Annotated in this window: 15 protein-coding genes; 7 read left to right on the forward strand and 8 right to left on the reverse strand. The window is 55.4% G+C overall.

Annotation, left to right across the window (positions count from 1 at the left end; all coding sequences use genetic code 11):
• The first annotated feature begins 414 nt into the window (after positions 1-414).
• A complete protein-coding gene (locus H511_RS0107220; protein ID WP_027251697.1) occupies positions 415-969 on the forward strand; it encodes a gamma carbonic anhydrase family protein in 555 nt (184 codons plus the stop codon).
• On the opposite strand, the gene H511_RS0107225 is transcribed toward H511_RS0107220, so the two are convergent.
• Genes H511_RS0107225 through tsaC form a run of 4 tightly spaced genes read right to left on the reverse strand, consistent with a single transcriptional unit; the run spans position 956 to position 3,591 of the window.
• Complete coding sequence (locus H511_RS0107225) at positions 956-1,219, reverse strand: DUF1488 family protein (protein ID WP_027251698.1); 264 nt, start codon at positions 1,217-1,219, stop codon at positions 956-958. The genes H511_RS0107220 and H511_RS0107225 overlap by 14 nt on opposite strands.
• A gap of 8 nt (positions 1,220-1,227) precedes the next feature.
• A complete protein-coding gene (gene aroE / locus H511_RS0107230) occupies positions 1,228-2,067 on the reverse strand; it encodes a shikimate dehydrogenase (protein WP_027251699.1) in 840 nt (279 codons plus the stop codon).
• A 56-nt stretch (positions 2,068-2,123) separates the two neighbouring features.
• Positions 2,124-3,026, reverse strand: a complete 903-nt coding sequence (gene hemF / locus H511_RS0107235; protein WP_027251700.1) for an oxygen-dependent coproporphyrinogen oxidase — start codon at positions 3,024-3,026, stop codon at positions 2,124-2,126.
• Positions 3,027-3,033: 7 nt separating this feature from the next.
• Positions 3,034-3,591 (reverse strand): L-threonylcarbamoyladenylate synthase type 1 TsaC, encoded by a 558-nt coding sequence (tsaC, locus tag H511_RS0107240; protein WP_027251701.1) that lies wholly within the window; start codon positions 3,589-3,591, stop codon positions 3,034-3,036.
• Positions 3,592-3,790: 199 nt separating this feature from the next.
• Here tsaC and purE point away from each other — a divergent pair, with 199 nt between their 5' ends.
• Together purE and H511_RS0107250 are read left to right on the forward strand one after the other, a co-directional pair.
• Positions 3,791-4,279 carry a 5-(carboxyamino)imidazole ribonucleotide mutase gene (gene purE, locus H511_RS0107245; RefSeq protein ID WP_027251702.1) on the forward strand — a complete coding sequence of 163 codons (489 nt, stop codon included), beginning with the start codon at positions 3,791-3,793 and terminating at the stop codon, positions 4,277-4,279.
• A gap of 2 nt (positions 4,280-4,281) precedes the next feature.
• Positions 4,282-5,406, forward strand: coding sequence for a 5-(carboxyamino)imidazole ribonucleotide synthase (locus H511_RS0107250; protein ID WP_036759110.1), 1,125 nt, complete (start codon positions 4,282-4,284; stop codon positions 5,404-5,406).
• A 76-nt stretch (positions 5,407-5,482) separates the two neighbouring features.
• On the opposite strand, the gene H511_RS0107255 is transcribed toward H511_RS0107250, so the two are convergent.
• Genes H511_RS0107255 through H511_RS0107270 form a run of 4 tightly spaced genes read right to left on the reverse strand, consistent with a single transcriptional unit; the run spans position 5,483 to position 8,327 of the window.
• Positions 5,483-6,043, reverse strand: a complete 561-nt coding sequence (locus H511_RS0107255) for a DNA topoisomerase family protein (RefSeq protein ID WP_027251704.1) — start codon at positions 6,041-6,043, stop codon at positions 5,483-5,485.
• Positions 6,044-6,074: 31 nt separating this feature from the next.
• Positions 6,075-6,548 carry a DUF494 family protein gene (locus tag H511_RS0107260; RefSeq protein WP_027251705.1) on the reverse strand — a complete coding sequence of 158 codons (474 nt, stop codon included), beginning with the start codon at positions 6,546-6,548 and terminating at the stop codon, positions 6,075-6,077.
• A 2-nt stretch (positions 6,549-6,550) separates the two neighbouring features.
• Positions 6,551-7,645 (reverse strand): DNA-processing protein DprA, encoded by a 1,095-nt coding sequence (gene dprA / locus H511_RS0107265; protein ID WP_027251706.1) that lies wholly within the window; start codon positions 7,643-7,645, stop codon positions 6,551-6,553.
• The gene (locus H511_RS0107270) at positions 7,638-8,327 is read right to left on the reverse strand and encodes a hypothetical protein (protein ID WP_027251707.1); all 690 of its coding nucleotides are present in this window, start codon (positions 8,325-8,327) and stop codon (positions 7,638-7,640) included. The genes dprA and H511_RS0107270 overlap by 8 nt, the downstream gene beginning before the upstream one ends.
• A gap of 263 nt (positions 8,328-8,590) precedes the next feature.
• Here H511_RS0107270 and def point away from each other — a divergent pair, with 263 nt between their 5' ends.
• From def to trkA, 4 genes are all read left to right on the forward strand, one after another.
• The gene (def, locus tag H511_RS0107275) at positions 8,591-9,100 is read left to right on the forward strand and encodes a peptide deformylase (protein ID WP_046222118.1); all 510 of its coding nucleotides are present in this window, start codon (positions 8,591-8,593) and stop codon (positions 9,098-9,100) included.
• Positions 9,101-9,115: 15 nt separating this feature from the next.
• Entirely contained in the window at positions 9,116-10,060 is a 945-nt protein-coding gene (fmt, locus tag H511_RS0107280) for a methionyl-tRNA formyltransferase (protein ID WP_027251709.1), read from the forward strand.
• A 139-nt stretch (positions 10,061-10,199) separates the two neighbouring features.
• Positions 10,200-11,498, forward strand: coding sequence for a 16S rRNA (cytosine(967)-C(5))-methyltransferase RsmB (rsmB, locus tag H511_RS0107290; protein ID WP_027251710.1), 1,299 nt, complete (start codon positions 10,200-10,202; stop codon positions 11,496-11,498).
• Between the two features lie 146 nt (positions 11,499-11,644).
• Positions 11,645-13,021, forward strand: coding sequence for a Trk system potassium transporter TrkA (gene trkA / locus H511_RS0107295; RefSeq protein WP_027251711.1), 1,377 nt, complete (start codon positions 11,645-11,647; stop codon positions 13,019-13,021).
• Position 13,022: the final 1 nt, after the last annotated feature.

Genomic DNA, 13,022 nt, shown 5'->3' on the forward strand with positions numbered 1-13,022 from the left:
GCTACCAATTGGTCACTCAGTTCACTGATAAATCTTTTATGACTGTATCATTGTCGAGTGCCCACACAGATTGCATGGTCAAATTGTTAAAGAGCTTGTTTCGATATAAATCTTTGTGATTAATCTCTCGAAACGGGCGGCCATTCTAACCAATCGAAGTGAAGTGTCAAACACTTTTTTCAATTTGTTTTTCTAACCGCTTACACTGCCTAGCGCTTAAGTTTGCTGCTCTGCCGTGTCAGTGAGGCGGCATTATAGAGAGTTCGATCACGTTGGCAATAGCTAAGTTGAAATAATTTTGTCATTTTCGCCCAAGCGACCAAGATTCACACAACCCTCCATAGTTTTGGTGGTATAAACACCGGAGAAGTTCCGAGACTCAGTAATCCTGCTCCAGATAATAGAGGTAACCAGATGCAAAACCCACTCCGGTCATATAAAGGAATCACTCCCACAATAGGCGAAGAAGTCTATATCGACCCATCCGCCGTACTGGTAGGGGATATTCACTTGGCCGACCACAGCAGCATTTGGCCACTCGTTGCAGCACGTGGAGATGTAAACCACATCCGAATCGGCGAGCGGACCAACATCCAGGACGGGACTGTCTTGCACGTCACCCGAAAAAGCAACAGCAATCCTGATGGCCATCCTCTTATTATTGGCGATGATGTGACAATTGGCCACAAAGCTATGCTCCATGGCTGCAGGGTGGGTAACCGGGTCCTGGTAGGGATGGGCGCCATTCTTCTTGATGGGGCAGTGATCGAAGATAATGTGATTATCGGGGCAGGGGCTTTAGTGCCGCCAGGCAAGGTATTGCAAAGCGGTTATTTGTATGTCGGCAGCCCCGCCAAACAGGCGAGGCCATTAACCGATGCTGAATTAGCATTTCTTCCGCAGTCAGCCGATAACTATGTCCGACTAAAAGACGAGTACCTGGAAGAGAATGAGATCAGCCAATCATGATTTCGCCGTCTTGATTGAAGTTTTCTTCGTCAATCGAAGACTCGGCGAGCTCTTCAAGATCAAAACGGTACTCGGCAAAGGCGGCTAAAATGGCCGCCTCATCGGTCAGTGCCCTCTCGGCTTTCTTTTCTAACCAGTCCAGCCTGACCCAGCAACGGATTAACGCTCCGGCCTGCTGCGCAGGGAAACACACCGCCTGGCGCTCACTGTCCCAGCTCTGCAAGTCGGCAAATAAAATATCTTGATTCATGGAATTCTCTACTTTGCCTGTAAAGTACGACGCAACTCGCGCAGTACCTGTTCGGTACCGGGCCGCATGCCGCGCCACAGCATAAAACTCTCAGCAGCCTGACCCACCAGCATACCCAGGCCATCAATCACCTGACGGGCGCCCAATGTCTCTGCCCACTGATTGAATGTGGTTTGCTCCTGACCATAAACCATGTCGTAGCACACCACTTCAGGATGAATAAGAGAAGCAGGAATCCCCGGCAGCGACTGGCTCAGGCTGGCAGAGGTCGAATTGATGATCACATCGAAATGCTGCGCATCAGCCAGATCATCCAATGCCATACCCGCAACCTCGCCATAAGCGGCAAACACGGCAGCCAGCTCTTCTGCTTTGGTAAAGGTCCGATTGGTAATCACCAGATTGGCAGGGGCCTGTGCCAGCAAAGGCAGAATGACGCCGCGCGCCGCGCCGCCCGCTCCGATAAGAAGAATACGCTTCCCCTGGATTGCAACCTGATTTCGCAGTAAATCCTGCACCAGACCTTCACCATCCGTGTTATCCCCGAGAATACCGCCATCATCCAGTTTCTTCAGCGTATTCACGGCACCGGCCAATTGCGCCCGTTCAGTCAGTTGGGTGGCGTAGGTAAAAGCCTGCTCTTTAAAAGGCACGGTAATATTACAACCACGCCCTCCGGCAGAGAAAAACTGATCCGCGGCAGCCTGAAAACCCGCCACAGGTGCCAGCCGGGCCTCATACACCATGTCTTGTGCTGTTTGACGCGCAAACAGGGTATGAATCAACGGTGACTTGCTCTGCGCAATCGGATTACCGAATACGACATATTTATCCTTGGCCTGATTCATGGCTGCTGTGTCTTCCTTATCACTTAATCACTTACTTAATATTCACCGGCGCCGAACTACCAGTCCCGGGGAGTCAGGTAATCGCACAAGCGGGCTTCCTGTGAATCCGGCTCTGGCTGGAAGCAATACTCCCACCGTGCCAGAGGAGGCATAGACATCAAAATAGACTCAGTGCGCCCGCCACTTTGCAGGCCGAATAAGGTACCCCGGTCATAGACCAGGTTAAATTCGACATAACGGCCACGGCGATAAAGCTGGAATTGACGTTCACGCTCACCGTAAGGGGTAGGGCAGCGTTTGTCCACTATGGGCAGATAGGCGTCCAGAAAACCTAATCCCACCGACTGCATATACGCAAAAGACTTTTCAAATCCCCACTGATTGAGATCATCAAAGAATAAGCCGCCGACGCCTCGGGTTTCCTGACGATGCGGCAAAAAGAAGTATTTATCACACCAGGCTTTATGCTCGGCATAGACAGTGTCGCCGAAGGGGGCACAAATGTCTTTGGCCACCTGATGCCAGTGGCGGCAGTCTTCATCAAACGGATAAAAGGGAGTGAGGTCAAAGCCGCCGCCAAACCACCAGACCGGCTCTTCGCCCTCTTTTTCGGCAATGAAGAAGCGGACATTGGCATGCGATGTCGGGATATAGGGATTCTTGGGATGGATCACCAGAGAGACTCCCATCGCCTCAAAACGGCGTCCTGCCAGTTCAGGCCGGTGAGCCGTTGCCGAAGCCGGCATCTGGGCGCCATAAACATGGGAGAAATTGACACCGCCCTGCTCAAAGACTGCGCCATCACGCAACACCCGGCTGCGGCCGCCACCCCCTTCTTCTCTTTCCCAGCTGTCTTCGACAAAGCCGGCCTGGCCATCCTGCGCTTCCAGTGCCCGGCAGATGGTATCTTGCAGCTCCAGTAAGAACGCCTTCACGGCGTGTTTGTTGACGTCTTGCATGCGTAAGTTATCCCTGTCGAAAAATGTGCCCTGTGGCAGCATCGCGAATTTCAGACGGATTGTCACGCCCGCCCGTTTCACCGTGCAGGATGGTACTCAGGTGATCACCCAACTGGGATACCACCTCATCCACTGTCCGGCAAGGCGGCTCACCGGTCAGATTCGCACTGGTCGAGGTCAGCGGTTTACCGAATTCACGGCACAGTTGCTGCACCAGCGGATGGTCGGTCACCCGAACCGCAATGGTGGTGAATTGCCCGGTCAGAAAGGTCGGTACCTGGGGTTTGGTTGGCATGACCCAGGTCACCGGGCCCGGCCAGGTGGCCATAATACGGGTTTTCTGCTCATCGCTAAGCTGGCTGTCATCGATATAGGGCGCCAGCTGAGCATAATCGGCCGCGATTAAAATCAAGCCTTTCTCAACCGGTCGTTGCTTCAGAGCCAGCAGCCTGGCAACCGCCTCCGGATTATCGGGATCGCAGCCCACCCCAAAGACGGCTTCTGTCGGGTAGGCAATCACTTCACCTTGCTGTAACGCGGTGACCACTTGGCTTAAATTATCCACACTGTCCTCAATGGCTTGATACCGCACCAGACCCGCTGGCGACGGCTGTTATTCTCTGGGTCGTTATTTTAACTCAATCTCAGCGAACTGCATCAATTACGCCCCAGACCGCGACGCAAACGTTTTCCTTAAGGAAAAATCTCCGTATAATGCGCGGCAAACCCTCTTGCCTGATTAACATAACCCTAAGGAGTTCGGGATGAAAGTCGGTATTATCATGGGCTCAAAATCTGACTGGCCAACCATGCAACATGCAGCTGAGATGCTGGATCGCTTCAATATTGCTTACGAAACCAGAGTCGTTTCCGCGCACCGGACTCCGCACCTGTTGGCCGAATACGCCGAAACCGCTCATCAGCGCGGCATTTCGGTGATTATCGCAGGGGCTGGCGGCGCCGCCCACCTGCCGGGCATGACCGCCGCTTTCACCAGCCTGCCGGTGCTTGGCGTACCTGTGCAGTCACGGGCGCTGAAAGGCATGGACTCGCTGCTGTCGATTGTTCAGATGCCAAAAGGTGTGGCGGTAGGAACACTGGCCATTGGCGAAGCGGGCGCGGCCAATGCCGGTTTACTGGCAGCACAAATCATAGGCACTCAGGATGCCGGCGTGATGGCAGCGATTGATGCCTTCCGCAAAGAGCAGACTGACACAGTGCTGAGCCAGCCAGATCCGTCTGAGGACGCGTGATAATGAAAAAGGTTCTGGTTTTAGGTGCCGGGCAACTGGCCCGCATGATGTCACTGGCTGGTGCCCCGTTAAATATTGATGTGATCGCCTACGACGTAAACAGCGAGAACATAGTGCACCCGCTGACGCAAACCGTGCTCGGCCACGGACTGGATAGCGCGATTGCCCGGTGCGACGTCATCACCGCAGAGTTCGAGCATATCCCGCACAATATCCTGGATATCTGCGAGAAAAGCGGAAAGTTCCTGCCGGCGACAGCAGCGATCAAAGCCGGCGGTGATCGACGCATTGAGAAAGCCTTGCTCGATACCTCCGGCGTAAAAAATGCCCGATATACTGTGATTCAAAGCCGCGATGACTTAAACACCGCCATTGCACATGTCGGCGTGCCTATGGTGCTGAAAAGTGCCCTGGGCGGCTACGACGGCAAAGGCCAGTGGCGGCTGAAAGATTCCGCCGATGCTGAGCTTATCTGGCCGGAAATGGCACAATGCATCGCCTCCACCCCCACTCAGGCGATTGTGGCTGAAGAATTCGTGCCTTTTGATCGCGAAGTCTCTCTGGTCGGAGTGCGTGGCAAAAACGGTGACATCGCTGTTTATCCGTTGGCGGAAAATGTGCACACCGATGGCGTGCTGAGCCTGTCTACCGCAATCCATTGCCCTGAGCTGCAGCAACAAGCCAAAGAGATGTTCACCGCTGTGGCGGACAGCCTGGATTATGTCGGCGTACTGGCGCTGGAGTTCTTTGATGTGCAAGGCCAGCTGCTGGTGAATGAAATTGCCCCCCGGGTGCACAATTCAGGACACTGGACCCAGCAGGGTGCGGAAACCTGTCAGTTCGAAAACCATTTACGGGCAGTGTGCGGCTTGCCACTGGGCAGCACGGATTTGATTCGTCACACAGCGATGATCAATATTCTGGGAGAAGACACCCTGCCTGAGACCCTGCTGGCCATGGCGGGCTGCCATATTCACTGGTACGGCAAGGAAAAACGCGCGGGGCGCAAGATGGGGCATATCAATGTCTGCGCCGACAACAACAGCCAGCTGGAATCGCGCCTTGCTTCGCTGGCAGAGATCTTAAACCCTCACACTTTCCCGGCCCTGCAGCAATACCGACACTAAACCTTGGTACGCAGGCGACATGAGCCGTCTGCGTCCTTCCTTTTGTCATTTACACTAAGTGAATCCTGAAGTCCGCTCAGGACGACTGGATATGCTGACACTTACGGTTAGCACACTGGTGCTTATCGCCGCTGGCGAGCTTTTTTTGCACCAGCAACGGATAGCCACAGGCCTCACATTCTCCGGCAACGGGCGGCGCATTGACGGCAAATTTACACTTGGGATAGCAATCACAGCCATAAAACGCCTTGCCGTAACGGCTGTTACGCTTCACCAGATGGCCAGTGCCGCATTCAGGACATCGCCAGGCACTCTCCTGCGGTTGTGCAGGCGGCGCATTTTGCGTTTCTATATGGTGACACTCTGGGTAATTGCTGCAGCCAATGAACATACCGTAGCGTCCCTGGCGCAGGACCAGCTCATGCTGGCACTCAGGACAAGGCACACCCAGCTCTTTGACTATGTGGCCATCATTCTGATGCAGCGGTTTGATGTAATCGCAGGCCGGATAGGCACTGCAACCTAAAAAGGGACCGTGTTTTCCGTGGCGCATTAACAGAGCCGCCCCGCATTGAGGGCAGGGCGTCTCTTGGTGAACCTGGTGGGAAAACAGCTCAGGGTTAATCTTACTGGCCATACCTCAGGCCTTCGCTTCTGTTATGTCACAATTAATGAAGATAGCCGTCCTCTGCGCCATAAAGCAGCTCTTCCATCTGGCTGTAGGCGCTTTCATTACCCGGCGCATTAAACAGCACCATCAGAATAATCCACTTCAGATCATCAAGTATAAATTCTGTCGTTTCCAGTTCCATGACTCTGTCTATCACCATCTCCCGAGTGTCTGAGCTCAGTACATGGATTTGTTCCAGATAAGTCAGAAAACCGCGGCAAGTAACATCCAGACGATTCATCTCATCCTGTGTATAAACACGGATCGAGGTTACCGCACTGGTGTTCATATAAGGGGTGTGGTCGGTATCTTGCAGCGCTGCAAGTTTCTCTAGCCAGTTCAGAGCCTTATAAATATCTTCTTGGTGAAATCCTGCGCGTAGCAATTCTTCGGACAATTCGTCCTGATCTACCATTAATTCAGCGTCACTGTGAATATAGGTTTCAAACAGGTACATGAGTATATCCATCATGACTAGCCCCTCCTCGATCTGATATAGCCACCGGGCACTGAAGTGATAACCCCTTGCAATTCTAACTCCAGCAATTGCGTCATTACTTCATGAACAGGTTGATCACAACGTTCAGCAACCACATCTACGGGTGTTGCTTCATTGCCTACGTTAGCCAACACCGCATTAAATGGCAATTGCTCATTTTCAGGATGTGGCAGCGATACGCTCATTTGACTACTTTTTGCGCAGTGGGTGAGTGCGCCAACCTCCTCAAAGATATCGACCGGGCTTTCCACCAGTTTAGCACCGGATTTAATCAGTGCGTTACAGCCTTTGCTGCCTGGTGCATAAATAGAACCGGGGAGCGCAAACACATCGCGATCTTGCTCCAGCGCATAGCGTGCTGTGATAAGCGAACCGCTCTTCAGTGCGGCTTCTACCACAAGAACACCGACGGACAGCCCGCTGATGATGCGGTTGCGGCGGGGGAAATGCTGTGGTCTGGGGGGTTCTGACGGCCAGAACTCTGAGACCAGAGCTCCCTGCTCCGCAATCAGACCTGCCAGCTCCCGATGAGCGGCAGGGTAGATGCGCCCCAGGCCGGAGCCCAGCACAGCCACAGTCGCGCCGCCATTTTTCAGCGCGCTGTCATGGGCATGGCCATCGACCCCCAGCGCCAGGCCACTGGTCACCACATAATCCGCAGCCACCATAGCCGCGGCAAACTCCCGTGCCGCCTCACGGCCGTCAAGACTGGCATGCCGGCTGCCGACAATCGCCAGCTGCGGCTCACTGAGCCAATGCGGCTGTCCGCGAATAAAAAGGACCGGCGGCGGTGAGCTGATTTCCTTGAGCAGGCGAGGGTAAGCCGGGTCACTTAAGACCAGCAGCTGCTGGTTATCCTGCTCACACCAGCGCAGGGCGTCCTGCAGGCGCTTGCGGTCCGGCCGCCGCAACTGGGTGATTTGCGGCCCCTTGAGCCCCATTGCCATCAGGTGCGGCTCGGGCATTTTGCGAATCTCAGCCACTGTGGCCTGCTCCAGTAATTGCCGGATTCGCTGTCCGCCCAGGCCAGGCACTGCCGCCAGTGCCAGCCAGTCCTCCCTGTCACTCATGCTCGCGTTCGCGCTCAATGCGTTTAGCTATATCACCGATTTTTATCGGTCCCTGACTGCTAATGACCTGGGCGAGACTGAATTGGTCAAGGGTATCGCCGATTTCCACATCCGCCACCAGCCGCTGTCCCAGCAATTCATGTTCAATCCGCCAGCGCTGGCCGGGTTCCAGGCCATGCTCCGCGCCGTGATCCAGCACCAGCCAGTCCTGCATATAATGGTGGTCCTGCAAACCTCCCAGCACTCTGACAACCTCCGGGGGGACATCGGACTGCCCGGCTGAATGGACAACCGTGGGCCTGAGCAGGCGATCACCCGGGCGGATTTCCTGCACCCCTGCGGTGACGGCCAGCCGGCTGCCCTGATCATCATTGGTCACCACTGTGACGCTCGCCACCGGCAACATCCCCCACACATCGGCGGCGGAATGATAGGACGGCTCTGTCGTGCTGAATGCCCGTGTCGGGCGGTAGATATGCCAGGTACTGCCATTCTCAAGCACTTCTTTAACCAGGAGTTCATCATCATGGGTCAGGTATTGCCGCCCGTTCATCACAGGTATCACTCTCGGGGCTAATCCCAGTTGCTCCGCGGTCACTAAACGCCCCGGCAATCCGAACCCGGCAACGGCCGGCGTTAATGCCGACAGCCACAGTACACTCAGCCATACACACATACGCATCGTCAATCATCCCTCTTGCTGCACTCATACTGCAGCCTGTCAGGCAAAGACGTCTGTTACTATTTGATGATTGGATCTTTGCGGCAGAATTCTCGCTTTCAGATTAGGGTTTCATCGTACAGGTAATGGTACTGACGGCCGGTATCACAGCCGGCAGTCCGGCAGACAAAGGCGTCGAAAGCTGTTCTTTGATGATGAAAATGACTAGAATTAGAGCAAATAAGCTATTGTCCTTTTTTATACGTCAATATTTACGGGAATCTATGTCTGTTTTAAACGTGTTAACTTTCCCTGATGATCGCCTGCGTACTGTCGCCAAGCCAGTCGAAGCGGTCACGCCTGAAATCCAGAAAATCGTCGATGACATGCTGGACACTATGTACGACGAAGATGGTATCGGCCTGGCGGCCACACAGGTTGATATTCATCAGCGAATCGTTGTCATTGATATCTCGGAAGAACGCAACCAGCCTATGGTGCTGATCAACCCGGAAATCCTGGAAAAACGCGGCGAAGACGGCATCGAAGAAGGTTGCCTGTCGGTGCCTGGCGCCCGTGCGCTGGTCCCCCGCGCTGCGGAAGTCACAGTGCGCGCACTGGACCGTGACGGCAAGGAGTACACTTTTGAAGCCGACGATCTGCTGGCCATCTGTGTGCAGCACGAGCTGGATCACCTGGCCGGTAAACTCTTCGTCGATTACCTGTCACCTCTCAAGCGCCAGCGTATCCAGAAAAAGCTGGAAAAAATGAAGCGCTACCAAGAGCAAGTCTAAGAAGCCGAGGTTATCTTGAGCCAACCTTTACGTATCGTATTTGCTGGTACGCCTGATTTCGCCGCCCGTCATCTGGCGGCGTTATTATCTTCACAGCACGAGGTTATCGCCGTTTACACCCGTCAGGATCAGCCTGCCGGTCGCGGCAAGAAACTGACCGCCAGCCCGGTCAAACATCTGGCGCTGGAGCAGCATATCCCGGTTTACCAGCCGAAAACCCTGCGCGATGAAACCGCCCAGCAGGAACTGGCCGCCCTGAATGCCGACCTCATGGTGGTGGTGGCCTACGGCCTGATCCTGCCCAAAGTGGTACTGGATACCCCGCGTCTGGGCTGTATTAATGTCCATGGCTCGATTCTGCCGCGCTGGCGGGGCGCAGCACCGATCCAGCGCTCTATCTGGGCGGGCGATGCCGAAACCGGTGTCACCATCATGCAGATGGATGAAGGTCTCGATACCGGCGACATGCTGAAAATCGCCTCACTGCCGATCGCTGCAACTGATACCAGCGCCAGCCTGTACGACAAACTGGCCGGACTGGGACCGGACACCCTGCTGAGCTGTCTGGACGATATCGCCGCAGGCCGCGCCGTGGCAGAAAAACAAAATGACGAGCGTGCCAATTACGCAGAAAAACTCAGCAAAGAAGAAGCGAAAATCGACTGGACCATGGACGCCGAAGCGATTGAGCGCTGTGTTCGCGCTTTCAACCCATGGCCGATGAGCTTTTTTACTGTAGCTGAGCAAAACGTCAAAGTCTGGCAGGCCGAGGTGGAAGCCGATAATCAGGGCCAGATGCCCGGCACCATTTTGTCAGCCGACAAACAGGGCATAGTGGTTGCCACTGCAAAAGGCGCGTTGCGTCTGGTACAACTGCAGCCGCCGGGCAAAAAAGCCATGGCCGCGCAGGATCTGCTGAACTCACGCCGCGAGTGGTTTACCCCGGGTGCCGTGCTGTAAACAGCCGCGCCCCTGCAAACGGTTTTTAGCCAGTGAACAAGGCAGATTTGCTGTTGCGCTGGCTTTTTCATTCGCCGCTCATGCGGCAACCATGGCAGTCAGTCAACTGCCATAAGCTCATCTAGTCAGGAATTCAATCATGAATGTAAGAGCTGCTGCGGCCGAGGTGATCTATCAGGTGGTGGATCAGGGCCAATCGCTTGCTACTGCTCTGCCGGCGGCGCAACAGGGTATCAAACCCCGTGACCACGCCCTGCTGCAGGAAATCTGCTACGGCGTGCTGCGCTGGCTGCCGCGCCTGGAATCTGTCACTCAATCCTTGATGGACAAACCGCTGAAAGGCAAACAACGTGTGTTTCATCATTTGATCCTGGTCGGTCTGTATCAGCTCGGGTATATGCGCATACCGGCGCATGCTGCCGTGGCCGAGACCGTCGATGCCACCAGGACACTGAAAAAGCCCCAGCTGCGTGGCCTGATCAACGCCATTTTGCGTAATTATCAGCGTCAGCAAGAAGAGCTGGATCAGCAGGCAATGAGCCATGATGCCGGTAAGTACGGTCATCCCGGCTGGTTACTCAAGCTGCTGCGCGAGCACTACCCGACGCAACTGGACGCCGTGACCGCCGCCAACAACACCAAAGCCCCGATGTGGCTGCGGGTCAATCGCCGTCACCACAGCCGGGATCAGTACCTGACCCTGCTGGACGGCACAGACATCAGGGCGACTGTGCATCCGCAGGCCGGCGATGCACTGAAACTGGAGCGCGCCTGCGATGTTCAGTTGCTGCCGGGTTTTGCCGATGGCTGGGTCTCGGTGCAGGATGCCGCAGCACAGCTGGCGGTCGATTACCTCCAGCCGCAGGCCGGCGAGCTGATCCTGGATTGCTGCGCCGCGCCGGGCGGCAAAACCGCCCATATCCTGGAGCGCGAGCCGGGCGCCAGTGTCGTCGCCATCGACTGTGATCAGCAGCGCCTGCTGAGAATCAAAGACAACCTGCAGCGCTTGCAACTGGACGCAGAAGTCTTGTGCGCCGATGCCCGTTACCCGCAGCAATGGTGGCAGGGCAGTGCCTTTGACCGGATTTTGCTCGACGCACCGTGTTCGGCAACCGGGGTGATCCGCCGCCATCCGGACATCAAATGGCTGCGCCGCGCCGACGATATTGCGGCACTGGCTACCCTGCAGGCAGAAATTCTGGATGCCATGTGGCAACAGCTGAAGCCGGGCGGCACTTTGGTGTACGCAACCTGCTCCATCCTGCCGCAGGAAAACCGCGAGCAAGTGAAAGCCTTCCTGGCGCGCACGCCAGATGCTGTGCTGGCCGAAAGGGCAGACAACGGCACCGCAGACGCGCCGGGGCGCCAGATTCTGCCGGGTGAAGAAGACATGGACGGCTTTTATTACGCGGTACTGGAGAAACGCCTGACGGCCTGATCCCGTGGTGAGAGAAGTATCTGCTCATAGCGCAAAGCAAGGTTAAGTCTTTGTGCAAACGGGTTGAAATTGCTGCTTCTCTCGCCAAGTCAGTGTACCCTAACGACAAACAGCAAGGATCTGAGAACACTCATCAGGCATCAGCTATGAAAATTATCATTCTTGGCGCAGGCCAGGTCGGCGGCACGCTGGCAGAAAACCTGGTTGGCGAGAACAATGACATCACTATTGTCGACTCCAACCCTGAACGCCTGCGCGAATTGCAGGACAAATACGATTTGCGGGTAGTGCAGGGGTATGCCAGCCATCCCCGCACCCTCAGGGATGCCGGTGCGCAGGACGCAGACATGCTGGTCGCCGTCACCAATTCTGACGAAACCAACATGATTGCCTGTCAGATCGCCTTTTCTCTGTTCAACACCCCGAACCGGGTGGCCCGTATCCGTTCGCCGGAATACCTCAAAGAAAAACATCAGCTGTTCCATACTGACGCGGTGCCGGTCGATCACCTGATTGCGCCGGAAGAACTGGTCACTGGCTATATCGAACGCCTGATTGCCTACCCGGGGGCGCTGCAGGTGGTGGGCTTTGCCGACAACAAAGTCGGGCTGGTGGCAGTCAAAGCCTATTACGGCGGCCCGCTGGTCGGCAATGCACTGTCCGCACTGCGTGAACACATGCCGCACGTCGATACCCGGGTTGCGGCGATTTTCCGCCAGGGCCGGCCTATCCGTCCGCAGGGAACCACCATTATCGAAGCCGATGATGAAGTGTTTTTCGTCGCCGCCAGCAACCATATCCGCTCAGTCATGAGCGAGCTGCAGCGACTGGAAAAACCCTACAAGCGGCTGATGATAGTCGGGGGCGGTAACATAGGTGCCGGTCTGGCCAAAAGGCTGGAAAACAGCTACAGCGTCAAGCTGATTGAGCACAACCCGCAGCGGGCGGAAAGCTTATCGGAAATGCTGACCAACACCATAGTCTTCTGTGGTGATGCCTCGGATCAGGAGCTGCTGAGCGAAGAGCATATCGAGCAGATCGACGTCTTCATCGCCGTCACCAACGATGACGAAGCCAATATCATGTCGGCCATGCTGGCCAAACGCATGGGTGCCAAGAAGGTGATGGTGCTTATCCAGCGCGGCGCTTACGTCGATCTGGTGCAGGGCGGCACCATCGATATTGCAATTTCGCCGCAGCAGGCCACGATTTCTGCCTTGCTGACCCATGTGCGTAAAGCCGATATTGTGAACGTGTCCTCGCTGCGGCGCGGCGCGGCAGAAGCGATTGAAGCCATAGCGCACGGCGATGCCAGCACCTCGAAAGTGGTTGGCAAAGCCATAGGGGATATCAAACTGCCGCCGGGCACTACCATTGGCGCCATAGTGCGCGGCGAAGAAGTGCTGATTGCCCACGACCGTACCGTGATTGAGCAGGACGACCATGTGGTCATGTTCCTGGTCGACAAGAAGTACATCCCGGATGTAGAACGTCTGTTCCAGCCCAGTCCTTTCTTCCTCTGAG

Source organism: Photobacterium halotolerans DSM 18316, assembly GCF_000425165.1.
In the GTDB taxonomy this organism is placed as follows: domain Bacteria; phylum Pseudomonadota; class Gammaproteobacteria; order Enterobacterales; family Vibrionaceae; genus Photobacterium; species Photobacterium halotolerans.

Excerpts from the sequence above, each read along its gene's own strand:
- rsmB (WP_027251710.1), top strand. The coding sequence starts at position 10,200 with ATGAATGTAAGAGCTGCTGCGGCCGAGGTGATCTATCAGGTGGTGGAT.
- dprA (WP_027251706.1), bottom strand. The coding sequence starts at position 7,645 with ATGAGTGACAGGGAGGACTGGCTGGCACTGGCGGCAGTGCCTGGCCTG.
- H511_RS0107270 (WP_027251707.1), bottom strand. The coding sequence starts at position 8,327 with ATGCGTATGTGTGTATGGCTGAGTGTACTGTGGCTGTCGGCATTAACG.
- aroE (WP_027251699.1), bottom strand. The coding sequence starts at position 2,067 with ATGAATCAGGCCAAGGATAAATATGTCGTATTCGGTAATCCGATTGCG.
- trkA (WP_027251711.1), top strand. The coding sequence starts at position 11,645 with ATGAAAATTATCATTCTTGGCGCAGGCCAGGTCGGCGGCACGCTGGCA.
- H511_RS0107250 (WP_036759110.1), top strand. The coding sequence starts at position 4,282 with ATGAAAAAGGTTCTGGTTTTAGGTGCCGGGCAACTGGCCCGCATGATG.
- H511_RS0107260 (WP_027251705.1), bottom strand. The coding sequence starts at position 6,548 with ATGATGGATATACTCATGTACCTGTTTGAAACCTATATTCACAGTGAC.
- H511_RS0107255 (WP_027251704.1), bottom strand. The coding sequence starts at position 6,043 with ATGGCCAGTAAGATTAACCCTGAGCTGTTTTCCCACCAGGTTCACCAA.
- H511_RS0107225 (WP_027251698.1), bottom strand. The coding sequence starts at position 1,219 with ATGAATCAAGATATTTTATTTGCCGACTTGCAGAGCTGGGACAGTGAG.
- hemF (WP_027251700.1), bottom strand. The coding sequence starts at position 3,026 with ATGCAAGACGTCAACAAACACGCCGTGAAGGCGTTCTTACTGGAGCTG.
- def (WP_046222118.1), top strand. The coding sequence starts at position 8,591 with ATGTCTGTTTTAAACGTGTTAACTTTCCCTGATGATCGCCTGCGTACT.
- purE (WP_027251702.1), top strand. The coding sequence starts at position 3,791 with ATGAAAGTCGGTATTATCATGGGCTCAAAATCTGACTGGCCAACCATG.
- H511_RS0107220 (WP_027251697.1), top strand. The coding sequence starts at position 415 with ATGCAAAACCCACTCCGGTCATATAAAGGAATCACTCCCACAATAGGC.